Source organism: Undibacterium sp. Ji49W (assembly GCF_049340205.1).
In the GTDB taxonomy this organism is placed as follows: Bacteria; Pseudomonadota; Gammaproteobacteria; order Burkholderiales; family Burkholderiaceae_D; genus Undibacterium.
In genome coordinates this window covers 325,037-350,393 of the sequence record NZ_JBMPOW010000005.1, presented here as the reverse complement: position 1 = coordinate 350,393, position 25,357 = coordinate 325,037, and the positions used below count along the sequence as shown (strand labels likewise).

General features: G+C 51.7%; 12 protein-coding genes and 1 pseudogene. 3 read left to right on the top strand and 10 right to left on the bottom strand.

The window, feature by feature from the left end; all coding sequences use genetic code 11:
* The 8 genes and pseudogenes from ACO0LK_RS08710 to ACO0LK_RS08675 form a co-directional block, all read right to left on the bottom strand.
* A pseudogene (locus ACO0LK_RS08710) lies at window positions 1-406 on the bottom strand (IS5 family transposase); the annotation flags it as partial.
* Window positions 407-612: 206 nt separating this feature from the next.
* Window positions 613-1,392 carry an HNH endonuclease gene (locus ACO0LK_RS08705; protein ID WP_422974131.1) on the bottom strand — a complete coding sequence of 260 codons (780 nt, stop codon included), beginning with the start codon at window positions 1,390-1,392 and terminating at the stop codon, window positions 613-615.
* Window positions 1,393-1,441: 49 nt separating this feature from the next.
* Window positions 1,442-4,111, bottom strand: coding sequence for an ATP-binding domain-containing protein (locus tag ACO0LK_RS08700; RefSeq protein WP_422974129.1), 2,670 nt, complete (start codon window positions 4,109-4,111; stop codon window positions 1,442-1,444).
* Between the two features lie 102 nt (window positions 4,112-4,213).
* Entirely contained in the window at window positions 4,214-6,205 is a 1,992-nt protein-coding gene (locus tag ACO0LK_RS08695) for a hypothetical protein (protein ID WP_422974127.1), read from the bottom strand.
* 16 nt (window positions 6,206-6,221) lie between these two features.
* On the bottom strand, window positions 6,222-10,628 hold the full coding sequence (locus tag ACO0LK_RS08690) for an Eco57I restriction-modification methylase domain-containing protein (RefSeq protein ID WP_422974125.1): 4,407 nt from the start codon (window positions 10,626-10,628) through the stop codon (window positions 6,222-6,224).
* Window positions 10,629-10,651: 23 nt separating this feature from the next.
* Window positions 10,652-13,429, bottom strand: coding sequence for a helicase-related protein (locus ACO0LK_RS08685; protein ID WP_422974123.1), 2,778 nt, complete (start codon window positions 13,427-13,429; stop codon window positions 10,652-10,654).
* Window positions 13,429-18,711 carry a DEAD/DEAH box helicase gene (locus ACO0LK_RS08680; RefSeq protein ID WP_422974121.1) on the bottom strand — a complete coding sequence of 1,761 codons (5,283 nt, stop codon included), beginning with the start codon at window positions 18,709-18,711 and terminating at the stop codon, window positions 13,429-13,431. The genes ACO0LK_RS08685 and ACO0LK_RS08680 overlap by 1 nt, the downstream gene beginning before the upstream one ends.
* The gene (locus tag ACO0LK_RS08675; protein ID WP_422974119.1) at window positions 18,708-19,610 is read right to left on the bottom strand and encodes a WYL domain-containing protein; all 903 of its coding nucleotides are present in this window, start codon (window positions 19,608-19,610) and stop codon (window positions 18,708-18,710) included. The genes ACO0LK_RS08680 and ACO0LK_RS08675 overlap by 4 nt, the downstream gene beginning before the upstream one ends.
* Window positions 19,611-20,499: 889 nt before the next feature.
* Between ACO0LK_RS08675 and ACO0LK_RS08670 the strand changes: the two genes are divergently transcribed.
* Window positions 20,500-20,745, top strand: a complete 246-nt coding sequence (locus tag ACO0LK_RS08670) for a hypothetical protein (protein WP_422974117.1) — start codon at window positions 20,500-20,502, stop codon at window positions 20,743-20,745.
* 143 nt (window positions 20,746-20,888) lie between these two features.
* On the opposite strand, the gene ACO0LK_RS08665 is transcribed toward ACO0LK_RS08670, so the two are convergent.
* Together ACO0LK_RS08665 and ACO0LK_RS08660 are read right to left on the bottom strand one after the other, a co-directional pair.
* Window positions 20,889-21,866, bottom strand: a complete 978-nt coding sequence (locus ACO0LK_RS08665; RefSeq protein WP_422974115.1) for an alpha/beta hydrolase family esterase — start codon at window positions 21,864-21,866, stop codon at window positions 20,889-20,891.
* The gene (locus ACO0LK_RS08660; RefSeq protein ID WP_422974113.1) at window positions 21,863-22,057 is read right to left on the bottom strand and encodes a hypothetical protein; all 195 of its coding nucleotides are present in this window, start codon (window positions 22,055-22,057) and stop codon (window positions 21,863-21,865) included. The genes ACO0LK_RS08665 and ACO0LK_RS08660 overlap by 4 nt, the downstream gene beginning before the upstream one ends.
* A gap of 301 nt (window positions 22,058-22,358) precedes the next feature.
* Between ACO0LK_RS08660 and ACO0LK_RS08655 the strand changes: the two genes are divergently transcribed.
* Window positions 22,359-23,915 carry a deoxyribodipyrimidine photo-lyase/cryptochrome family protein gene (locus tag ACO0LK_RS08655; protein WP_422974111.1) on the top strand — a complete coding sequence of 519 codons (1,557 nt, stop codon included), beginning with the start codon at window positions 22,359-22,361 and terminating at the stop codon, window positions 23,913-23,915.
* Between the two features lie 47 nt (window positions 23,916-23,962).
* A complete protein-coding gene (locus ACO0LK_RS08650) occupies window positions 23,963-25,348 on the top strand; it encodes a DASH family cryptochrome (protein WP_422974110.1) in 1,386 nt (461 codons plus the stop codon).
* The last annotated feature ends 9 nt before the right edge of the window (window positions 25,349-25,357 follow it).

Here is a 25,357-nt window from a genome sequence, read left to right as displayed (position 1 = left end):
AGCGCATCCACCGCGACGTGTATTTTGCTGGTCAGGCCGCCGCGTGAACGTCCTATCGCTTGACGCCCTTCTTTTTTGCAGCACCTGAAGCATGTTGATGTGCTCTCACCACCGTGCTATCAATCATCAGCGCTTCCATATCCCGATCGCCGCTCACTGCTTCCACTATTTCTTGCCATACACCTGCTTCACCCCAGCGCTTAAAACGCGTATAGGTCGTATGCCAATTCCCTAATTCCGCTGGTAAATCACGCCAGGGTGAACTGGTTCGCACTATCCATAAAACAGCTTCAACAAATTGACGATTATTCTCCCCTGACCGCCCCGGATCACCCACTTTCCCAGGTAACAAGGCTTCTATCTTCTTCCATTGATCATCTCTTAACATCTTGCGGTCGCTTTGCATTTCGGTATCCTATTTTTCCAATACCGAATGTAAACACATTTTATTGAATGTTAACAGCCCCTAATCATTTCATTGAATATTTCATTGAGCCGTTACTCTGAAAACAAATATTTGTGTAATTAATATCACCACAAAACCTGAGACAATTCTGCGACATGCGTAACTCCTTTTTAATTCCATCACGTCGCATGTGATTCTGTAAAAACCTAGCTTTTCAAATAGTCTTTCTTTAATAAGCGTGCACGGTGCATGACAAGATATGATTGGTGCTTCGGGGTTACCCAGCGCAATTTCATTTCCGCTACTATTCCCAATAGCAACAAATCCTTTCCAATCAATGCAGGAGCAATGATCAGTCGCCCATTCTCATCGAAACTAATCAAGAAACTGTCAAACAATGCATCCAAGTTGGAACTGAGCAAAAAGCCATTGAACACATCCAGTCTTTCGGCATCTGACGCGCACTCTACCCATGGCTTGGTGTGACTGGCACGCAATACAGCCGGGATAGTAATGCCTGTGACCGCACAAGCGTTACCCCAATAGTCCAGCATCGCGCTACGAAACTTATTTTGCCCAACACGCTGACGCACCAAGCGTTCGACTTCAGTGCCAATAATGCCTGCGGAAAACTCAGCTAGTTCGGCAGTGACCGCGTGCTGGTAGTCGGTCGCGGCCTGGTCCGGCAATGCACGCGAGAGGCTAGCCGCGCGGCGCAACAAAACTGCCAGTGCAGTCTCAGTGTCAAAAGTAAACCTACCGGATTCCACGCCCTGCTGAGGAAAGCTACGCTGCAATTCCAGTAGCAAGGTAGGGGAGGCCGCCTGAAAATGCGCTTGATAGGCACCATTCTCCAGGACAATCATGACACGAGTGAGATGACGTGCCGAGGCCAGCATCACACCACTCTGCTCCGAGGCCAACACATACTCGAAACCGTTATCGTTCCCACCTTTCTCTATGAGGGCGCGTTGTAGCGGGTTCATTTATATTCCCCAATAAACACGAATAACCAATAATAATTCAGCATAGACGTCACCATTTCTCATCAAACCTATCAGCCAATGATTGCAATTTCATCGGCAAGCTTTGATAGCAAACGAGACCAAGGTAGGTCGCAGCACGCGTTGCACCAACATACAAATAGCGATCAAATAATTCTGGCTTTTGTGCTGCAAGGCGGTCAACTCCGACAAAGAACACTGCTTCAAATTCCAAGCCTTTAATGTGCTGAATATCAAAAACCCGGACATCAGCACCTTCGCCAAGCGTCTTGCCTTCTTCGCAGGCGACCGCTTTAAGATTGATCGATTCTAGATGGCTCGTCAGTCGCTCGGCCATAGGCTTGACGTCTTCCTCAGCATTCACGAGCACGGCTATTGTGGGCATTTGCTTGACTACCCGCTCCACTTCCGCAATGCGCTGGGCTATCCACTTGGCTGCCTCGTCCTCACTGACTTTTTCAAGCAGTACCGGATTGACACCCTCGTGGGTACTCTCTTTCGGCAACTCGCCCAGTGAGCTCAGATCGCCACCCGACAAACGCGCCAAAGAACCTGCAAAGGCATTTAGCTTGCGACTTTGGCGATAGACAAGGTTTATTGATTCCACCGAAATACGCGACGACACCCACGCTATCTGCTCTATCGCACGGATGCCGGAGTAAGTGATACGCTGGTTGAAGTCACCGCAGGCAAAAAATGAACGGCCCTTGAGCGTTGTCAGGCTTTCCATGCATGCCAATTGCAGCAACGAAAAATCTGTGGCTTCATCGACCATAATCTGATTTTTGAACAAACTGGCTAGATTTCGCAAAAATTCATATCGGGGAGCATCCTGATCCCTTTCAATAAACGATTGAGACAACAAGGCTCTACAGTTTCTCAACATCAGCAGCACTATGGCATCCAGCTCGGTACCGGACAGATGCAACGGATTTGTCGCTGCCGTGCAATAAAATTCTGTTACATCGCTCCTATCCTTGCGAAACAAGCGATAACTGGTTGGCACATCACTAACATAACGCCGGAATGCATTTATGAAGCGTCGCAAGCCATTTTGAAAGCTGATTCGTTGACCTATCTCCAACAAAATCGTTTCCACCGGTAAAGCATCTCCAAGCCAGTTCACAACCTTTGATGCGCGTGAATTCTTGGGCAAGCTGCGCTTGCGATATCTACTGCGTGCCAGAGCCCTGAGTGCACTCAAATAGGCTTTGACAGCGCGCTGGACGTCACTGCCATTTGGGTTGTCGCTCACCTCTGCATCATCTTCATCAAAATCGGCCTCCTCGTCGAGTTCATCGTCGTCTTGCTTTAGACTAGCCAGATACACAGCCAATTGCTGAAACACCTCCCTATCTCTGTTAAATGCTGTGTTACGTTCTCGCTTAAGCAAGTCATCGGTAGTACTTTTGGACTCATCCAACGCTGCTTTGAGTTGTATCTCTTGTTTTCCCAAATCGCGGTACACATCCATCCATGCCCGCGTACCCAACCCATCGGCTAATTGAAGCAACTGCTCAGCAATCGGCATGCCCACAGCAGGTGCAGACTCTTTCACAATTGTGGCGCCGTCTTTCAATTGGTTTTTCAAACGCTGATCATGGAAATTCTTGAATGCCTCGTACCATACACGTGAGTCAACAATGACTGAAACTGTCAAATTGTCCATATCCGGTTTGAACGTATATTTCCCACCATTGGCACTGCGTAAGATGCCCAACGTATTGCGCGCAATATCATTGCGATAGGAAGTCCAGGTTTTTATGTGGTCATCAGAGGCTGGCACTTGCTCGCGGTTAAAGGCTTCTTTCAGGTAAAATTTGAGCAACTCCGAAGGGGTAAACATCAGCCAACTTTTATCGTGCGGCATGCTTTGTCCAGGCACATTGGTCACACGGCGTTCGTTTTCTTCCAAATTGTCGATGTCGAGCTTTTGTCCTAACCGCTTAATCAAGGTCGTGGTTTTACCGGTACCTGGTGGACCTAGAATTATCAGTTGACTATCCAGAGGCAAGCGGAAAATTTCTCCTTGAAATTGGTCGAGAATCGGCTGATCACGTAATCCCATGGCAGTGCGTATCTGATGGCTGATACCCTCTTGCACGCCGCTGGTCGCCGCTGCTTGCTCGAGCAACTGGTCCAGTTCATCGCCCGCATCAATACCTTTTGCAAGCAGTAGCGCACGTAATGAACCAATGGAAAACACGCCAAAATCGACATGCCGATATTGGTTGCCGGTGGAATCCCACTCACCATCAACCAAGCCGGGACGAAAGCTAGTTTTTTCAACCAAAGAAAGTACTTGGTTTTGCCCCCCCAAGGTGACGCTTGTCTCTTCACCCACTGGAAGTTCGGCGAGCCGACCAATGGGCGAGCCGTAGCTGGCCAGCTGTCTACCGGATGCCAAGGGCAAGCTGCTTTTGCGCGCGATATAAACCACACGTGTTCGGCCATCTTCATCAGATAGCACTAGCCTAGCAATAGAAGGCTCAAGTTTCAATGCCGTCAGAGCATCCCGATTAGCTTGACTGATATTTGCATAGTTCTGATACGCTTGTCCACCGGTCAGCGTGTTACCGCTGGCAAAACTGTTGACTGATGAATGCCCTTCGTAGGCAAGTTTTTGTGCAGCACCATGTGCTATTTCAGTAATGGTGCTCAGGGCTTCTTCGGCTAGTGCTTCAAATTCTGCTTGGCTCATTGATTGCTCTCCTTGTCCAATTTATTTAGCATTAATGCATATCAATGCCAGCCTTATCGATGAAAGTCTGTTGTAGTAGTTTTATCATTGGTAACTCATTATCTAAAATGTCGTCTGTTGGACGACGGTAAATCGGCGACCGAACAGTAAACCCTCGTCAGAACTTGGGTCGAGTATCAAACACACAGGGCCAACCTGAAGGGCATCGGGTGGTGGTGTCGTAGTGGTAACAATGTATTGAAATGGCGGGTCTTCGCCTTCGAATTGTTGTTGCTGAAGTTGGGCAATCAACAAAAGGAAATTTTCATATAGACCCGTGCTCATGTCGGCCTCGCGAGGGCAGTCATGAATGAACAAGCCTGGTAATGCACTCTCCACTCTGGAGCTATCCAGCATGCATGCGATGTCACCGAGCAGAACCTCCAGCACGCGATAAGCCTCGCCACCACGAAGCGATAGTCGAAAAGGCCGAATCTCATCGTGAGGATCAAAGGAGCCAAATGCGCCATCGGGAAGCAATTGGCGCGTCAACCCGTCTGTTATGTGGGCAAGCGCCTTCTCCCGGTCAGATCTATTTTTCTGATGTACCACTAACCTAATATTGGCACTGTTCAAGTCCTTTTCAATTTGAGCACTTTTTGTGCGAGATGCATCAATTGCGACCTGCGCTTCCGCAGAACCAGATAAGCTTTCCCAGCGCTCAAGTTCCTCCAGCAGCGCTGGCCATTTGTTTGCCGTAATCTCGGCAGTTCGTTTGGAAATGCCGATTCTCGCCTTAACGGCCTCCAACGCCTTCTCCTCCTTCTCTAACGAAGCGACCTTCGCGTTCAAATCGTTCACTCGAGAAAGTGCAGCGTTGGCTCGTCCTGCAGATTCTGTCATAGCCTTTTCAAGATTTTTTTTATCACGAGCGTCCTGCATACTTGAGAACTGCAACCTATTCATTTCGTCCTGAATATGTCTGCACTGAGAAAAGGAAAGATTTCCTTCTTCGCAATGTCCTGTCAAGTTCTTTAGTTTTGCAAGCTTGGTTCCGATTGATAAAAAAGCTGCCTCATCCCCGCGTCTGGCTGCATCAGCGAAATCGTACTGAGTCTGCGCCTTGAAGCGTTCATCCTTGACCAGCTTCATGTTGGCTCGCAGGTCAGCTACGGCCTGCGTAGCTTCTTCGTACTTGGCCTCGAACTGCGCCAGACCTATGGCAGATTTCTCGTTGGCCAACCTGATGCGCTGCTCTACCGAGTCAACAAAGAGATCATTCGCACGTATGGGAAGATCATTAGGCAAATTGCCTGATGCACGCAAGCTTGATTCGATACGACGTTTGATGAGAACCGGTTCTTGAAGAAGCTCCGTCGTCTTCTGCTTAGCTTGTACCAGCTCTTGCTCCAGAGCGGCAATTTGGCCCATGAGAAGCGACTCTGTTTGAGCGAGCAAGCCAAGCACAGATCGCATGACGATAGGCGGATCTTGTCGACCACGCTGAAGGCCGGTACCTTCACCCTCTCGCCAAGCGAAAAAGGATTTGAAGCGCGACCCCTGATCCCTGCTGATCCATGCTAGTAAATGCTTCCATTCCATTTCCTGACCAGTTTCTGGGATGTTACGCGGAGAAACAGGACTCATCATGTCACTGGCGAGTTGCTTCAAGAAGGCGCGATCGCTCAATTCCGTAACACGAGTCCAAATATCCGCGATGTCCTTCCCATTAAAAGCTATGCCTTCTTTATGCGCATTGAAATAGCGGCATACCGTGAAGGGCTGGCCATCCACATGCAAGACAGCAATAACGCCGCCTTGGGCAAACTCACGGAAAAGTTCATCGCGTAGTTCTGCCACCGCTTTGGAAGGTTCCCCCAAGCAGAAGCGCAGCAGTAGACATAAAGATGTTTTGCCGACACCGTGACCGGCTGCTCTTGTACCGAGTGCATGACCAATCGCAGGCTCCTTGGCCCAAACCAGATTCAATCCGCGATGAAAAGGGATGGTGCGAACGACGTGCACTTCGTCAGGCTCGCTGAAGATAACCAAGCGTTCGAACCAGAGACGCGGATGACGTCTGTCGGTAGGTAGGTACTGGGTCAGTTCTTCCATTGAGATGCTCCTGTCGTCAGGCTTGTTTCACTGATGTATCCATCGATGACACATCACTGGTAGCTGCGCTAGCCGAGACCTGTTCGGCTACCCGGATCAACACAGCTGCGACACGTACCGTTTCATCGTCCTTTAACACATGAGTAGGCACGGCAACACCTGACACAGCAACGAGCTCGTCCGTCTGCGAGTCCAACCGGATCACTCCCACGGATTCCAAGTGACGGAGCCACGCATGAATGCGGTCGCCCGCGAGCCGAACAGTGTCGAATATGGATGGATAGTGCTGCTGAAATTCGGTGATGACATCGATGCTCTGCGCTTCGGCAAAGGCACCGAGCAACGAAGATTGATTGGCAAGCGCCAGTGCATCCATCAAATGGCGGCGTAACAAACGTCCCCGTTGCAGAACCATCGTGAGCAGCAAACCAAGAAGTCGCGAATCGACCTCGTCTTTGACGATGCCATGGGCTGAATAGGCTGGCTGTGCTTGCTGGCCCGGTTGGGGGTCCAGGAGACTGACATAGGGCTCGCTACTCGCTTCGGCAAGGGCCATGCGGTCGAACTCACGAAGCACGAGGATTCCAGTGCGGTACTCACTAAACTCTTTCAGCTCTTTGTTCTTGAGCACACGAAAGGTCGCGGAGGGATAGTCTTCGCCCATCACATCGGCTGGGTCGAGGACATAGCGCAACTCGTCACGAGTAAGGCCATATGCGCGGGCGTACCAAGCGTCAAGCTCGGCCCGTAGGACAGCGCGGCGGTAGGCATTGTAGGAGAATGGCGCACCATGGTAACCAAGGTCTTGCGCCCAAGACGTGAGATCCTGCGCAGTGTAAGTTAGCTCTAATACGCGAGGGATCACAAATGCGAAGTCAGAGGACGTATATGCGACGCAGGACGCTATGGGGAACTGCGAGATTGTATATTTTCTAATGTGCGTCCCGCCAACCTTTTGCTGAGCTACATAATCGAGAACTAGGGAATTTAGGTTTGCCAATAGCAAGCATGCCTCTCGGGAACCACCTTTAGGCAAAAGTAATGAGAGCGTGTCATCCGTTCCAGATACTGGAAAGACTGACGCAATAACTGTTCTCTCGTTTGTTGCATTAGTTATGTCGCGCCATCCCATCATCCACTGGAAGGGCCAACTACGTGCATTAAGCCGTTTCTGAACTTCGAGCTTGGAAACTCGCTTATCCGAAATGGTAAAGAAGGCCGGCGAATCTCTTTCTTCGACGCTTAATGACCTGAATTTCCTCAATGATCCGTCATAAAGAGAAGCGCGATGATTGTATTGATCAATTGTTGTGCCGCGAAGCACTTGAAAAATGGAGTCGTCGTTTGCAATCTCTGCTTCAGAAAATAATCGCAAATCAATCCTATTTGAAGTCGAAAAAAAATTTTGAATGATCTCAACATCAAATCCCATCGGTCCACTTTCATGTGCCAATATAGGTATGCGTTTGTATATCTTTGATGTAAGTTCAGCATCGGCGCGTGAACGAAATATTGGCGCAGTTTTTGTGTTTGGATTAATGTCTCTAATGTCCGCTGGAGAAAGACGATATCTACGTCGAGGGTCGTAAATATGCTCCTGCGCTAGCAAATATGCAGCAAACTCAGGAGCGCCATCCGACTTGCCAATCGTTAGAAGTGTAAATGGAGTGTCAGAATGAATACCCGGGAAGATTTTTCTTTGATTGTCAAAAGCCAGTGAGCTGATAAGAAGGTTGTTGGAAACCAGCCAATCAAAATAATTACTATTGCTATAGTCTGTTATTAGTCCGGTTGGAACAATGACCCCGCACCGGCCTTTGTCATGACAAATATGACTTATGGTTTCTGCAAATAATGAATACGTATTTAATTTCCCGAAGGCGGTAAGTGGATAACGCCCTGATCCACGAAAAAAATTATTTACTGCAGCAATGCGATGCCCTTCTATAACGTACGTAGCCCATAAGTGAGGATCGGTCACTGGTAGCGCCGCAATCGCACGCTTGCGTTTGTCACCAGGGAGTTGCGCAATGTGCGGTGCTCGCGTGGTAAAAAATTCTTCTTCCCCCATCTGGGACACTTCCCACGGTGGATTGCCCAGCACACAATCGAAACCGCCACTAGCAAAGACCTGCGGAAAAGCCAGCGGCCAGTGCAACACGCGGGCACCCTTGCAAGCAGCTTGGGCAGCGGCCATGGCTCCCAATTGCTGCGCTGGTAGTGCATCGCCCAACAAGGTTAGATAAAGCGTGGCGCTGGTGGGGATATCATCTATCGATGCAGCAAGCTTAGGCAGCAGGTAGGCTCCCACCAATAAATCAGCGGCATGCGCCAGACGGCTGGTTTTGGCTTGCTCCAAGAACGCACGGTAGGCGGCTTCCTTGGCGGCAATTTCTTTTGTGGTGCTTTCCGGCAAGAACTCAAGTGCTTGCAACTGACCAAGACCACTGCCTGGGGTGTTAGTCACATCGAGCTGACCAAAGGTGCTGGCATTGCGCTTCTTTTCTAAATCCTTGAGCGCGGCGGCGTTAGTTTTAGCCAGCTGCTTGCATACTTCCTTGTCATCCCCGAAGAGCGGCTTGAAGGCATCTTGCGCAATGCCCATTTCCAGCGCGTTCAAATCAGTTAGTCCGAGCAGCGCGTCGCCAACTTGCAGATGGTGGTCAAGAAAACCCAGCGGCCGGCCTTCTTCAAAGCCTTCCAACCATAGCGCAGTGCGGGCCAGTTCAATGGCCATGGGGTTGCGGTCCACTCCGAAAATACAACGGTTTACCACTTCACGCAGAGCATGACGGAAGTCCTGTTCGGTTTGTTCGCCGCTCGTGGCACGCAGTTGTGCGAGCTTTTCAGCCAGACGACGAGCGGCCGCCAGCAGGAAGTGACCGCTACCACACGCTGGATCGATGACGCGGATGGCGAGCAATGCCTCGATAGGCGATTCAGGTTGTACAGTCAGGCGTTGTTCGATTACAGGGTCGAGAGCTGACTTGATCAGCTCCTGCACCAACGAATCCGGCGTATAGTAGCTGCCGCTAAGTTTCCGCGCGTTGCCTGCGGTGCTGCCATCGGAAGTGAGGCCGACAAAACCGAACTGACGCGCAGGAAGGTCGATCTCGGGCACCAGCTCTAGCAGGCTTTCGTACACGCTGCCCAACTCTTCAGGCCCCATGTTTCGGTAGTCCACCGGGGCGAGTACGCCTTTGTGGCTGGCCCAGCGGAGGTTTTGCATGGCAGCGAGCAGATGGGCATTATCCAGGCTGGCCGCATCCAGCACCGGGCATTGATCAATGGCGAACAAGCCCCCGAGAGCAGGCAATGCCAGACGCGGCTCACCTTCGTTCAAGCCCTTGAAAACGATACGCAGCGCTTGCCAGTGGTCATCAAAACGGTTACGAGCACGACGCTTCAGGCACAGCTCGCGCAGGCGCGCCACGGCATATCCCTCGGCATAATCGCGGCGTGCGGCTTGTGCGGTTTCGCTTTCGTCTTTACCATGCAGCAGGCCGCGCTCTTCAACGCTGAACAAGAAAATCAGTCGGTAGATCAGACGCAGCAGTTGTTGGAAGTAGGCGTCCTTGCTGAGTTCACCGCTGTGCAGTGCGTTGCGCAGGGCCTCATTCGCAGAGTACTGCAAAAAGCCTTCCCCCAGGGTCAGCAAGGCATCGGTTACGCCCAGACGTAACCTGTCCCGCACACGGGTGCCTTCCTCCTGACCCGCTGCACGCCAGCGTTCCCAGATGCAATCCGCGGGCTTCCCGGCGGCACGGCTGGCGTGCAGAAGACGCCAGACATTCGCGAACTCGGCATAGCGCTGGCCGCCGAGTAAGTCAGCCAGATCGATTTCGAGATAACTCGGACGAGTCAACGTGGCGGCATCACGCAGTAGGCGCAGTTGTTTTCCATTGCAGGTTATAGCCCACAAGTGATCCGGGCTGGCGTTTAGCAGTTCTTGCGTCAGCATGAAGGCCGATTTTTTGCGGACGCCGGAACCTGGGATCGCAAAACGCGTATCGCTGTCATACAGTGAGAGAGTATGCGGGGCCACCACCACCGGTATGCGGTCTGCCAGCAAGCCGATCGGGTAATGACGCTCGCCCAGCGTGATACCGTTGCAGGAATGCGTGGCAAAGCCAAACACATCACGTAGCAACTCTTGCACAAAGGTTTGCGTGACTGCAGCGGCATCTACATCGGCGCGCTCGAGCCGGGTGACGAAGTGTTTCCACTGGGCGCAGGCAATCTGGAAGGCACGGCTGTAATCATCTTTGAGCTTGAGGCCCTTGGGGGTGCCATAGTCTGCTTCGGCTTGCCACTGTGCACTCCCGAGCGCGGCTTTTTCCAATTGATCCGGGAGAAACAGGCCGCCCTCCAACGTGATGGTAGGCAGGTTGAGGGCCGTTTGGGCTTTTCGAAGTTTTCTCATTATTTATCCGTGGTGGCCGCTCGTTATAGTGTGTCGGGCAGCAGCACATACACCCCCATCACGTCTACCGGCAGGCAGGCGCTGACACTGTATTGGCCGACATCACGGGCTGCTTCACGCACCCTCTGATGGTCGGACAGCAGCGTTTGGGCGCGTTTTTCTGCCAGCACTTGAAATTGCCGGGGATGTGCGGCAATAAATTCCAACGCAATGCGGATTTCACGCTGCATCACCTCTATCGGTAGGTTGCCGGTTGGCGTGCACTCCAGCATGCGCGTCACACTATCACCCTCCAACCATTGTGGATTGCTACGGCCTGCAACTGCCAGGGCTACGGTTTCTTCCGCCATCATCTGGAACGGTTCGCGACGGCGCACGTAGCTCAATTGATGGCGCAAGCGTAGGAGGAAGACAGTGGTGACTACATCTACAGCATCGGTCAGGGTCGCGGCGCAGCGCGCGACAATGCTTGCCTCGCCGACCAGACTGGTCTCAAGAAGGTATTCGGCCAACGCACTGACCAGCGGGTGGCTGCGATGCAATTCGTTGAAATTCAGCAGCAATGCTTTGTCGATACCTTCATCGGCCAGACGCATGCGTAGACCTTCCGGCAGGTGCTGCGGGAGAAAGCGAAATTGCTGCTTGCGCATAGGTTCCAGCGGCGCATTGAGACGAGCGCACGCACTTTGGACAAAACGCTGCACATCGATTTGGGTGCCTAGCGCTTCTTGCTGTTTTTGCCACTCTGGTAACACTTCATCGGGACGGATACGACGCTGAGCAAACACAGTGCGATTGGCCTTAGCTTTTTCCAGTGCGTCCTGCCATTGGGCTTGCAATGGTTGTAATTCCACATTGGCCTCTGCAAACATATCTAGCGTATAGGGTTGGGTGCGACCGCCTCGTTTCATCAAAGCCGCTTTAACTAATGCCTGGCTAATACGCTGCTCATCCTCAGGCATAGGCACCAGCACACCGAGTTCTTTTTGGATGGTTTCACCTTTACGCAGAATCACGTTCAGTACAAAACCATCGACGGGGTTATCCTGCCCCCAGAGCATAGTGCAGCGTACCTCTGCGGCCTGCTGACCAAAACGATCAACACGACCTTCGCGCTGTTCGTGGCGAGTGGGGTTCCAGGCAAGGTCGTAGTGGACTACTGCAGTAAAAAGATGCTGTAGGTTAATGCCCTCGGATAGACAATCGGTGGCGACCAGAATGCGTGGTTCACCCTCCTCCATGGCGTCAACGCGTTCACGCCGTTCTTCCGGGGTGTATTCGCCGGTGATAGATTCGATATTGGCCTTGGGGAATGCTTTGCGCAGGTGTTCAGCTACGTAGTGCGCAGTGGCGACGTAACGACAGAATACCACGATGTGGTAGCCGTCTTTGACCAGCTCCTTGACATGCCGGATGAGTACAGCCAACTTCGGATCACCCGCCTTACTGGAGAGACGCTCGGCTTCTTTGATCAGGCCTTGCAGCAGGCTAGCGTCTTCCAATTGCCCTGGCGGCTCTAAGTCGCTGCTATCGAGATTATCTGCCTCACCATCGTGCAGCCGTTCATCGGTCAGCAGGTCGAATGCTTCAACATTACCTTCCAGCCGGGTAGTGAGCGCTTTGACCGCGGCCGCGGGTGACGAAGCAACGCAGCGCAACAAGGCTAGTGTGGCATACCAGATTATGCGGCCACGGGCTTCCCCCTGTCGCTCGATGGTTTCAGCTAGTTTGCGACAATAGTCCTGAACTGAATCAAAAAACGCGCCCCAATCCCCGCTGAGCTGATAAGTGACCTCGGTTTTCATACGACGCGGAAAGCCACGGCCATCGCCGGTTTCGGCCTGCCATTCGACGATATCCTTGCGGCGGCGCTGCACAAAATGTCGTGCCAGCTCCTGACGCAATGGATCACCCGCTGACATACGGTTTTGCAAGGCACTGAAGCGTGGGTCGAGCAAAGACAGTAGATTGTAAAACGCGGTCTCGTCGCCGGAGTGTGGCGTTGCAGTGAGAAGGATCAGATGACGATTTTCGTCCTGGACCAAACGTTGCAATAACTCAAAACGCAATTGTTTGCCTGCACCACTGCTGGCGCAGGTATGTGCTTCGTCAACAATCACGCACTCTGGAGCAATTGCTAGGAAATGCTCACGATGGCGCTCGCTTTTGATGTAATCCAGGCTCACCACCACTATGGGGTTATGATCGAACAAACCGACTCCATGAGGCAGATTTCGTTCGATTCGCGCAGCCGACGCGGAGGTCAATGCTACCGCCTGCAAGTTAAAACGATTTTCCAGTTCGCTTTGCCATTGCTCTACTAGATGTGGCGGACAAAGCACAGCTAACCGTGCAATTTCACCGCGATCGATTAGTTCACGGACAATCAGTCCTGCTTCGATAGTCTTCCCGACACCCACGTCATCGGCAATCAAAAGGCGGACAGTAGTCAAACGCAGAGCCATTAGCAATGGCACTAACTGATAGCCACGTGGTTCTACCGCTATATTGCCAAACGACCGGAATGGCCCACTGCCGGTGCGCAGCTTGAGGCGCAAAGCATCCCGCAGCAGCAAGGCAGCAGCGTGGTTTCCCGCATGCTCTGGTTCTGGCCAGGGGAAAATGGCTGGTTCTACAGGTTGTAGCTCAAGCTCCGGAATTAGGGATATAGTGTCGTCATCCGCACCAGCAAGTGGACGCAGGCGCAGCCAGTCACGTCGTGATTCGCTTTGTACTACCCACTCGCGCCCACGGGCACGGACCAGATTGCCGGGCATAAAGTCGTGTTCAAGTTGGGTCATTATATTTGCTCATATTTGCCGAACACATCCGAATAAGTAGCAAACTGCACATGCCAGAGAGTTGAGTCAGAGAAGTTTAGTACTCGCCAGCCTTTGTCTGTCAGCAAGTCCACAGTGTTTGAATCAAGGGCTTCAAGAAACACAAGGGCACGGGCTGACTTATATTGGCCTGCAGCTATCACCGCGCCCTTATTGACGGGCACCTGCGTGACATCCGGGTGGCGCAAACCTGCTACATCTAAGGCGTTTAACCACTGCTGGAGTAGATCATTAGCCGACGCGTTTTCCGGCGCTGGCGGTGGATATTGCCTTGGTTGAACTTCGGCATTGGCCAACGCCACCAACACTTTGAGCGCATCGACATTCCGGCGGTTGATGTTTTCGTGATCGGGTTGATTGAAGTAAGATAACAGACATTGATAGCAACCAGCTTCACAGATGTGGTTACCCAGTGCATTGGTTTGCTCGAGCGCTGGCAAGTCTTCCAATTTCCAAGGCCCTTGCGGCGCATTATGATGCAGTAGTTTAAGTGCATTACGGGCTACTTGCGCGAGGCTGACTGGGTCGCTTGCAATGCGGGTCAGAACGCCCGCACCACCCTCAGCAGCTTCATAGAACATCAAGGCACGACGCTCGTCTGCTTTGGGCAGAGGCTCAGCTACGAGCTCTGACTCTTCAATCTGAAAAGTCATCTCGATACCTCGTTTTAGCGCCGCCTGTAAAGTCGCCATGGCCTCAGTCGAGAGGGCATTCGCGGGCGTGAGGGTCAGTAGGTTGCGGTGATCCTCGACGAAGGGAACAATGCGCTGGTTGGGCACTTTGTCAAGCAGTGAATCATCATTGCCGTCGTCTTCATTTCCACCAGGTTCGTCCTGTTTGCTCCAGGTACCGGTGATCGGGTTGATGTAAAAACCCAGTTGCTCTTTGTTTTTTCGCCTACGCCAACCACGATTGATACGCCACAAACGCGCAGCAGGCGCGTAGGTCAGCTCAGCCAACGTTTCCTCTCCGTGCCTGACATCTGCTTTGCGCTGTTGGACTACGCCATCCGGTCCTGGTAGAAAACGATAGGTGGTTTGCAGATCAAAACCCTGGCGTTGACGATCTTCATCATTGATGGAAATTCGTTCGACAGAGATAGTTTCCACGGTTTCGATCCGATACAACTCGCGTACCCAGTCGTGTTCGGTCAACAAGGCATCGCAGTTTTCACAACGATTTACCAAGGGTTGCGCGCCGTTGATCTCTCCCAAATGGCCGTAGCCGCATTGACCGCAGACCAACGAGGAAATGGTGGCGAGTTGGCTGTTACCGGTGATGTGATCGGCTGAACCTACGTTAAGCTTGGCGCGCACTACGCGATACATGCGCCCTTGATGATAGATCAGACTGCGTGGACCAAACTCCGACAATGCCAGAAAACGCGGACGACTCACCATACTACCTTCATCATCCTTACCGCTTGCAGTTGCGCCCCCGCGCGCAGGGATCCAGGCCATGAGGGGTAGGCGCGGGAAGTTGTACCCCGGTAGGAAGCCCTGACTTGCTAAATAGCGGTAGGTGTAGAAATCCGAATTCTGTGTATTGCCATTCTTCAGCAGCACTGCGTACTGCCGTGCTGCATCGCCGTAACGACGCTGGGCATTTTGGCGTTCATTGTGAGAGGCTGTATGACTTTTGACGATCTGGTCGGCCAAGTTCATTTGTGTGCGAGTTGCATCGAACAAGACACGCCAGCGCTCCAGCGCATCAGAGAACGCCTGAGGCGCCTTCTCAATCACCTTTTTTACATAATCGGTTGAAAACCAGTCAATGTCTGCCAATTCCTGCTGCAATTGCGCAACAACGCGAGAAGCGCTGGCCTGCGCACGCTGTGTGACTGCAGGATCATTCAGCGCGTCGTAGAAGGACTTAATCAGCGGCTTACCCTGCTTATCAAGGTCAAGCATTGGAGCAATGCTGACATCAAGTGCAATGTGAGCATTTGCCAGCCAAACAGCTTGCAAATGGCTTTCAACCAGATCGCGATTCGCTAGATCTAGGGTGGGTGCACGAACAATGCCGTGTACCATTTCATTAGCGTGATGGAAAAACCACTGGTCATGTGGACTCAACGAGGCGCAATATGTAATCACAAGCGCCTGTTGACCTGATCTGCCAGCGCGACCACTTCGCTGGGCATAATTGGCTGGTGTCGGTGGAACATTGCGCAGGTATACGGTATTCAATGCAGATATATCGACACCCAGCTCCATCGTGGGCGAGCAGAACATGACAGGCAGACGCTCCAGCGGAGCTTCGTGTGCTGGATTATCGCCCCAGTCCTTGCGGTCCTTGTCGGTGTAGCGAAAGCGTTGTTCCAGCAATTGGCGGCGTCCAGCATCCACTTGAGCGGTGTGTTCCTGCGCCTCAAAGTCGAACAGAGGATGATTCTTCTGCCGCAATGAATCGGCGACGCTCAAATAAAGAGCACGGAAGAATTGATTGGCGCGTGTGTCGCCAGTCTGAAAAGACTCTTCTGGCAAACACCAATCCAGCGCCGCTGCGTTCAGACGCCACCCTATCAACTGCTGATCAATCGAATGCTTCTGGACATAACCATAGAGCGCAGCGGCTTGCAAGAGTGCCTCCACCAGCTCGACCCACTCGGGATCTTTCCAGTTTGTGACTTGACCGACAAAGACGGTTTCCTTCCAGAATGCGGCAGTCTTGATGTCGCGCAGAAGTCGTGAACGAGATCCACCGGTCACCAGATCCATTCTTAGTTTGCCTCGGTATTCCGGCCGTTTACCAAGAATCAGATATTTCGCTGTTTCCAGCAACTCATCAGGCGCAAATGCCCACCGCTCATTGAGATAAGCGAAAGCACTGGTGCGGGCTTTGTCTTGCTCGACAGGATCTAGATAGCGCGTCTCCAGACACAGTCCGCGCCGCATAGCGTCGAAAATAAGCCTACACAAAGTCACCCTGTGTACGTCACTCAACCTCTCTAAAACTACATTTTTTCTGAAAGCTGCAGTGTCGGCACAAAACTCATCCAGACTGCGGTAGTCGATCGCCAGCAGATTCAGTTGATCCAAGTTCGGATTATTGAAGCGCCAGCCGCGCCGTAAATCACGTAACAACCGATAGCCGATGATATAGCGAAGTGTGCGCTGAGCTTCTTGTCGAGCCAGGCCCATCAGCTTGGGTGTACGTAAGTATTCGACCAACGTGGATTCATCTAGTCGATCGAAGCCAATTGCCTTGAATACAGCATCGGCTAACTGCTCTTCACTTAATTGACCATTGCTGTTCTGGAGAGCGCCAATCAGGCCTGCGCGCAAGGTCAGTAAGAAGATGAAATCGTTGAAATGACCGGCTTGTAGCGCTGCGTCCTGACGATTGTCAGTAAAGCCAAGCAATTTGCGCGAATCTGGCTGGCCGCTTGCGGGCTCGGTATCTTTGAAGAGTTGGCGCAGCGCCGTTAATGTCAGAATTGTTGTGGCAGAGGACCGCCCTTCGCCTGAAAGACTAGCGAGGCGGTTGATGTCTTTGCCATGCGCTTCATGCAGTTGTCCGCATTTTAGACAAAAGCGGAACTTTCCCGGGATGTACCAAAACTGTTCGACGCCACCCTCGTTTCCTTGTACGTCAACGCTGACGCGATAGGGCACGGCATTTTTGTAGTTTTGTTTGATCTTAGGTGGGTCGCGGCTCAAGTCCAGCCAGGTCTCTGGCAGATCTTCGTTATCGCCTCGGTAGGATAGATGGGCGCCCGCAGGGCACAGGAACCCATAAAAGACGTCTTCGTTATCATCTGCCGTAATGTCATCAATTTCGCGTGGGGTGTAGCTCGCGTGCTCTCGCTTTGATTGCCAAACCGGTAGGTATTCTTGACCACAATCGCGGCAAAAGTGCACGGGGTAAAGCTGGACGCCTTCATCCTGACGACCTGGCGCGAAACGTTGCGCATCCAGAGTGATATGACGAACACCTTGCGTCTCAAGCGTGGCAAGCACCTTGCCAGGACCGCTGATGAATTGGTGAAGCTTGAACGCAAACGGCGGTCGTCCTTGTGGGGTTTTGATTTCATGTGCGGCCACCAAAAAGCGCTGCAGACCAATGCGCGCTACATCGATCGCACAATCGGCATCGTTCGCCAACTTTTCACTGGCTGCCTGGACGGTCATCGGCTTTGCCCGACGCGGCGGTTCATTGTCCGGCAGTTCAATGCCAAGGTTCAATTCGACCCAGATTGACAGCGGGTCAATTCGAAAAGCATCGAAGTCTACCCAAGAAAATTCAGGGCGAGCTACTGCAGCGCCCAATTGAGGCTGAACTGCGACAACATCTTTTAGTTGATCGGTCACCCGTTCCAGCGTTTCACCTATAACATCTTGCTCGCTTAGACTCACACCAAAAAGCTTGCTGGCAACCTCTGCCACGGTTCTATTTCGATCCGCTAAGCTGCCGGTACTGGACATCGTTGCGGATGTACCGATACAGACTAATTCCTCCGCCTGCAACCGCTCGCGCAACCGCCGTACCAGCAATGCCACATCCGCACCTTGGCGTCCACGATAGGTGTGAAGTTCGTCGAGGATCAAGAACTCCAGCCCCTGGCAGTGATTCACTACGCGGCGGTCAACCTCGTCGAAGCGTGTAAGGATTAGCTCCAGCATCATAAAGTTGGTCAGCAGGATATCAGGCGGATTGTTAGCAATAGCATCGCGTTCTGCCTTTGATTCTTGACCGGTATAACGCGCTACCGTAAAGGGCTCCTGCCCATCAGGATAGCCATGAAGAAATTTATCAAGCTCCTCAAGCTGACTATTCGCGAGGGCATTCATCGGGTAGATCACGATGGCGCGGGTTCGTCCGGTCTTTTCCTGGTCTTTGACTTTCAAAATCCTATCAATAACTGGGATGAAAAAGGACAATGATTTGCCCGAACCAGTACCTGTCGTAACTACGTAGCTTTGCCTTCCCTGTCCCTTGGCCAAGGCTTGCAGCTGATGTGCATAGAGATGCAGAGACTGGGGGTGCCCCTCAGCCTTTCCAGTCTGAAAGAGTTCAGCACAGGCGAGATGCAGGATGCCTTCCACAACCAACTCTTGCACCGTACCTTTGCGCTGATAGTTTGGATTGATTTGGACGAGAGGCTCCGGCCAGTAGCGCCCATCGGCATACTGGCGTTCCACTTCATCCCTGATATCTGCTGCAGCTATTCGGGAAAAGCTTCGCGAAAACGAGCTGTATTCAGCAATAAGCTGATCGCGGAAGTCAAATACGTTATTCATTTATTCTGTCCCTCCTGTTGGAAAACATAGCCGGGTGCTAATGCAGCGTTCTCGGTACCATACAGCGCCAAGGGATCCTTCAACCAAAGTCGGTAATCATTACCTTGCAGGCTATGGTCAGGAGAGCAATCAACGTTCCATTTGCGCAAGATGTGGCCAGCCGTAGCTGCGTGGAGCTTAACCAAAAGCACGCCGTCTCGCATGCCAAAGTCCATCTCGGTAACTTCTGGGCGAGGTTTGCCCGGATGCGGAATCAGCGCCAGCTCGACAATTCGGGTCCACTGGATGTCTTGATCGCTAACTTCATGGGGTAACACTGTCTGCCCTTTAAGCATTACTGGGCGGCGAATCCGTGTAATAACGAAGTCTCGGAACTCTTGCGATTGTCGGTCGAACGCACGTATATGCCAACTCAACCCGTTATCAAGTAGCGCAAAAGGGACGATTTCCCTTTCAGTGTCACCACTGGTGATCGAGTGATATTTGATACAAAGTGGACATTGTTGATATATCGCCCGGGTCACGCATGCTAATACGTCCAGATCCAGATGTCTCAGTTGTGATGAACTTTCGCTTACCACCCACGCTTTTAGTCCAGTTGGCTCACCATCGCCAAAACCTTGAGTTATCCAAGAGATTATTCGGTCTGCTGAGAAGTCAAAAAATGGCTGAAATTGCTGCCCCAGAACATAAGACTTACCTCTCAAATCGTAATCAATATTTCTCGGCGCCAACTCCTTGTATAGAGCAAGGTCTCTGGTAGCAGCTGCGGACTGAATACCAAAACGTGCCACCAAATCATGGCGTCGTATTACCCCAAGAAACCGTATACGCATTTCAACAAATGCGAGACGATCACGTTGAGACTGCGTCAACTTTACAAGTTTCTCGTTGAACATCGTTGGTAGGCGATTGACGTGGTGATTGAGGGTAACTGTGACCAGCTTATGGGTCGCATTAGAATATGCCTACCTTGCTTCTAAATCCCATATGGCGATCATAATGATCACCATATTATATAAGACGCTTGGTCATGTTACTTATAATTTTCGTAATTTAATTAGTCGTTGACTTCCCTCTAATAAAGAAAAAATGCTTGTGCTTATTTACTCTAATGAGCAAGCATTGCCCTGTCAATACAAACAATTCAATATTGACAATTATTTTCAAATTTGCATTGAGAACGTATATGTGCATGTTAAGAGGCCAGCTGCACTCGTAGTACCGTTGGCAGTTCATCTCGGTTAACCTAGCTTTCTTTCTGCCTGTTCACTTTCGCAAGTAATCTCACGATAAATAGATACTGAAGCAGCAAAGCTATGTGCGACCGCATTGAGAGAACTTCCGGATGGGCAAAGTGTTTCCTGGGCGTTAAACCACAACAACGTTGAACGACTCTGGCCGCAGCGCCAGCATATGAGAGAGCCCTTGCAGAGCCGCTTGCAAGCGTCCACGCATCCTTGATGCTACCCAAAGAGGCGCGTTGTGTGTTTTTCAACTGAGACAATTTGTCCTCATGCATGGAAATTGCTTTGGAGTAGTATGCATCAAGACGTGCAGCAACACTATGCTGCGCATGGCAGTCATTGAGGTTTTCTCCTCATTCATCTGCATTCGGCAAATCACGCCGCTGGAAGCCACTCTTGTTTCATAAGTGGATGCAGTGAAAGATTCAAGCAGGATGCCTGAGGGGGATAGTTTGAACAAAAAAACGAAGCCGCTGAAGCAAGGTTTAAGCTAGTAGGCTTCACGATAGATAGTTTTATGTAATACCAGGAAATACTCAAAATGATGGAATGGATTCCTATAGTCTTAGTTACCTTCAAGGCTCTCGTGCTTGGCGTGGGCATGTTTTTCGCCATCAAGTGGCATTACGATCAAGGGAAGAAGGAAAAGGACCATGCGAAGGAGATGCACGCGGTGCTACGCGCGAGCGGCAAAGTGGGCGTCATCTTCATGCTATCGCTTGTGGGCCTGGGTATCTTCACCTTCGCCCTTGCCAGGATGTTGGGTTTGGACTTGACCTTCCCGTGATGGCAAAGAATAGTCAGCCGATGTCCAGAACTCATTTCATCAATGGGGATGAGTTCTAGTTCATGCGATGTCGCCAAAGCTTCACTAAATTTCGCCTATGTATGCACATTTACTAAAATTTTGTGTGGCCAGCTACAGGATCCTCACGGTTGTTGCCGTTTAAAAAACTCCCAAATCATTTCCGCCCCATTCGGCGCCATTGGCGACGGGCCTAGCAAACGTGCACGTCGGTAGTAGGGTTGTGGCAATCCATGTCCACCACCGTGGATGGTGACGAGTTCGACTTCGGTTCTGGCATCACGCTTCCAGCTTACTTGTTCTACATCGACACCTGATATTACGGTCGTTTGTGCTGTGGGCGTGGCTGTGATCTTGTTCAGGTCTGCAAAATATTGCGCGGATGTGCGTGCGTTGAGTACGTCGCCGCATTTGTAGAACAGGCCTAGCAGGTTCACTTCGCCGCCGTTGTATGGCACCAGCGGGTCTTTGGTGCCGTTCATGATCATTACCGATGTGCCGGTGCCTGCTGGTTTGCAGCGGAAGTTTTGCGGCACTTGTACGCTGGCGGATACTGCGGCCACGGCGCGGAAGCGGGTTGGGGATTCTACCGCCAGGCGTAGTGACATGAAGCCGCCTGCGGATACACCGGTGGCGAATACGCGGTTTTTGTCAGTGCCCAGGTCGTTGACGAGTTTGTCGGTCAGGATATTGAGGAAACCGATGTCGTCGATGTCGCGGCCATTGACCTGGTAGTCGCCGACTTTGCCGCAATCGTTCCAGTCAAAACTGTAGGCATCGGGATAGGCGATGGCGAAGCCGTGTTGATCGGCGAGGCGTTCGAAGGCGTAGCCGGTTTCTACGCGTATGTCGTCTGCGCTTTGGCCTGAGCCGTGCATGACCAGCACCAGGGGTGCGCCCTTGGGCAGATCACGTGGAACATAGCTGATGTAGGTGCGCTTGATGCCGTCTGCTTGTATGCTGCCTTTTTGCACAGCGCCAGACAAGCCGGGGCGGATGGGTGTTGGGGAATAAACGAAGTAAGCGAAAAGCGCGCCGCACACAGCGATGAAGCCAAGCAGACCCAATAGACTCCAGACGAACCAGCGTAGTACTCGTTTCATCTTGCACCTTCAGTGGTTGGGTGCGTGAAAGGTAGACCCCTGCGTTCGCCTCGTTGCACTACATATTGTTTAAACACGCAGCCCCAGGGGATGGCGGGATACCCCAACACCTCCACACTACCACCATGCGAAAAATCGTCATAGACGCGTTTGCGTACATATTCAAATTGCAGTTGTGTGACTTTGATCATCAGGGTTCCTGTCAATATCCATGATTTGCGGCCCACTTTGTTCAACAATGCGACTGAGCCGTTTAGCGGCCCCTATATTTTCATCAGGCGGCTTACGCTCCAAACGTCAGAGTTTATTAGCTTTTTGCAATTTTTAAAACAAATTCGAACAGAGAATAGTGGCGGATCAATCTTTTTACCAGGCTACTACGGGTGATGCCACATCAATCATACAGCCCATGCGTAACCACTACTTCTAACACTGCAAGCGCTCCTACTTACTCCTACCCACTCCTTAAAATGGTCTTGATATAATGGCTGAATGACATACAGCATTGTTTGGTTCAAACGCGATCTGCGTTTGCATGATCATCTGGCGCTCCACACTGCGGTTGGGCGTGGACCGGTGCTGTGCTTGTACGTGGTTGAACCTTCTTTGTGGGCACAGGCTGATGTGGCGAATCAGCACTACCAGTTTTTGCTGGAGAGCTTGCGTGAGCTTTACTCGGCTCTGCGCAAAAGCGGTGGGCAATTGCATATCCTGACGGGTGAGGTCACTGAGGTATTTGCCCACATTTTTGCACATCAGCCTTTTTCGGCGATTTATTCGCATGAAGAAACAGGCAACGATGTTACCTATCAACGGGATATAGCACTGGGGCGCTGGTGCAAAATCAGGCAGATTGAATGGCATGAATTTGCGCAGTTTGGGGTGGTGCGGTGTTTGCAAAACAGGGATGACTGGCAGGCAAAGTGGAATGCACATAATGACGTGGCTTGTGTACCAACACCAGATTTAAGCAGGGCGAGCTTTGTGGGCTTGATGCCTGCTATCTCGCTCCCGCAATTACCACCTTCGTCGGAAGAATTGCAGCTGGATGGGTATGACCCGCCCAAGCGGCAGCGTGGCGGCCGACGTAACGGTTTGATCACGCTGGACAGTTTTTTGCATGAACGCAGTCATCAATACCGGGGTGGCATTTCGTCCCCCTTGTCAGCACCAACGGCTTGTTCGCGCTTGTCGCCCTATCTGTCGTTTGGCTGCCTTAGTTTGCGTGAGGTCGTGCATGCAACACGCGAACACCTCGCGGCTCTGCCACCCACGGCAGAGCGCCACAAAAAGGGTTTGAATTCTTTTATCAGTCGTTTGTACTGGCACTGCCATTTCATCCAGAAGCTGGAGAGCGAGCCTGAAATAGAATACCGCAATATGCATCGCGGCTATGACGGGCTGCGTGAGCAGGAATTTAATCAGGCACACTTTGAAGCATTGATAAGCGCCCGAACTGGCTGGCCATTGGTAGATGCCTGCGTCACGATGTTGCGGGAGACAGGCTGGCTTAATTTTAGAATGCGAGCCATGCTGGTATCGGTAGCGGCTTATCCTTTGTGGCTGGACTGGCGACCTGTGGGGCTGTGGCTTGCTCGCCAGTTTCTGGATTATGAACCGGGCATACACTGGAGCCAGATGCAGATGCAATCGGGTACCACCGGGATGAATGTGCCGCGTATTTACAACCCTATCAAGCAGGCCAGCGATCATGATCCGCACGGTCATTTTGTGCGGCACTGGTTGCCTGCGATGCGACGTGTTCCTGATACGTGGTTGTTTGAACCATGGCGCATGCCGCCAGATGTGCAAGCTGCTTGCGGTGTAATAGTCGGTGTCGATATTCCTGAACCTGTTGTCGATCTGGAGCTGGCAACGCGCATTGCCAAGACCCGGCTGTTTGATTTGCGCAAGCAGCCACACATGCAGGCACCTAAATTGGTCATCATAGAAAAGCATGGTTCGCGCAAAAAAACATCTAGCAAGGCGCGTCAGCATTCTGCATCCAAAAAACAGCCAGACATTGTGCAATTGGAATTGGACTGGTGAGATGATAACAACGAGCAGCGAACAGTGAGTAGGGGTCAGCAATTGCGATGATTGATAATTCAAGAACACCGCCGGCACAGGCTGAAGAACCAAGCACACGCAAGCCGCATGGCACGGTGATCTACTGGTTTCGCAATGACCTGCGCATCGAAGATAACCCGGCATTAGTTGACGCCTGCCATCATGCGGAAAACCTGGTATGTGTCTATTGCCACCCGCCCGCTACTTTAGATGCACAGCGCTGGAATTTGCCGCATCCGGGACTGCATCGTCAGCGGTTTGTGGCATCTACTTTGACTGACCTAAGACAGCAATTACACGCAAGAGGCAGCGAGCTGTTAGAAGTCAACATGGATGCCGTGGAATTTATTCCGCAGCTTGCAAATGAACTGGGTAGCAGCGTGGTTTATTGTGAAGAGATAGCCGCACCTTATGAGCAGGACGAGGTTTTCGCGCTGCGATTGGCAGGCTTGACTGTGCATACACGGTGGCAATCTACCTTGCTCGCCCCGGCAGATTTGCCCTTCAAACCAGAGGCATTGCCTGATGTATTCACGCAGTTTCGCACCATCATTGAAGGCAACGGTGTCCAGCCACCTGCACCGCTGCCAGCATTACGGTCATTGCCAGCTTTGCCGCACAACTACAGCCAGATCGCAAAGAAGTGGGCGGTTGGCTTACAACATGCTGAAGCATCACTATTACAGTCTGATCAGCGCTCGTCGTTCCCCTATTTTTTGCCTGCGTTTTCTGGCGGTTCAGTTGCTGCTAGCGCGCATGTGGAAAGCTATCTGAAGCGGAAACTGCCGCATAGCTACAAGCAAACCCGCAATCAATTATCGGGGCTGGACTATTCAACCAAATTTTCACCATGGTTGGCATCTGGCGCTATATCGGCACGCCAGATTTTTAGTGCACTGAAAAAATTCGAAGCCGAACATGGTGCCAATGATGGTAGTTACTGGATCTGGTTTGAACTATTGTGGCGTGATTATTTTCGTTTATTGCATCTCAAATACGGACGCCAGTTATATTTTGCAAAAGGCCTGACCGATTTGCCGACGCCCGCGCATGATGAAGAAAAGTTTAAGAATTGGTGTCTGGCCCAAACAGGTGATGCCTTTATTGATGCGGCGATGACAGAGCTGGCAGCGACAGGTTATTTATCCAACCGTATGCGCCAGGTAGTTGCCAGTTATCTCATCCATGAGTTGGCTTGCGACTGGCGTGCCGGTGCGGCATGGTTTGAGACACAGCTCGTTGACTATGATGTGTATAGCAATCAGGGGAACTGGTTGTATATCGCAGGGCGCGGCACAGACCCGCGTAATGGCAGGCGTTTCAATGTTCAAAAACAAATCAATGACCATGATCGTGATGGCGCGTATCGGCGCTTATGGGACAAGTCTGAAAGCGAAGCCAGCGATCAATAATGAACGAGA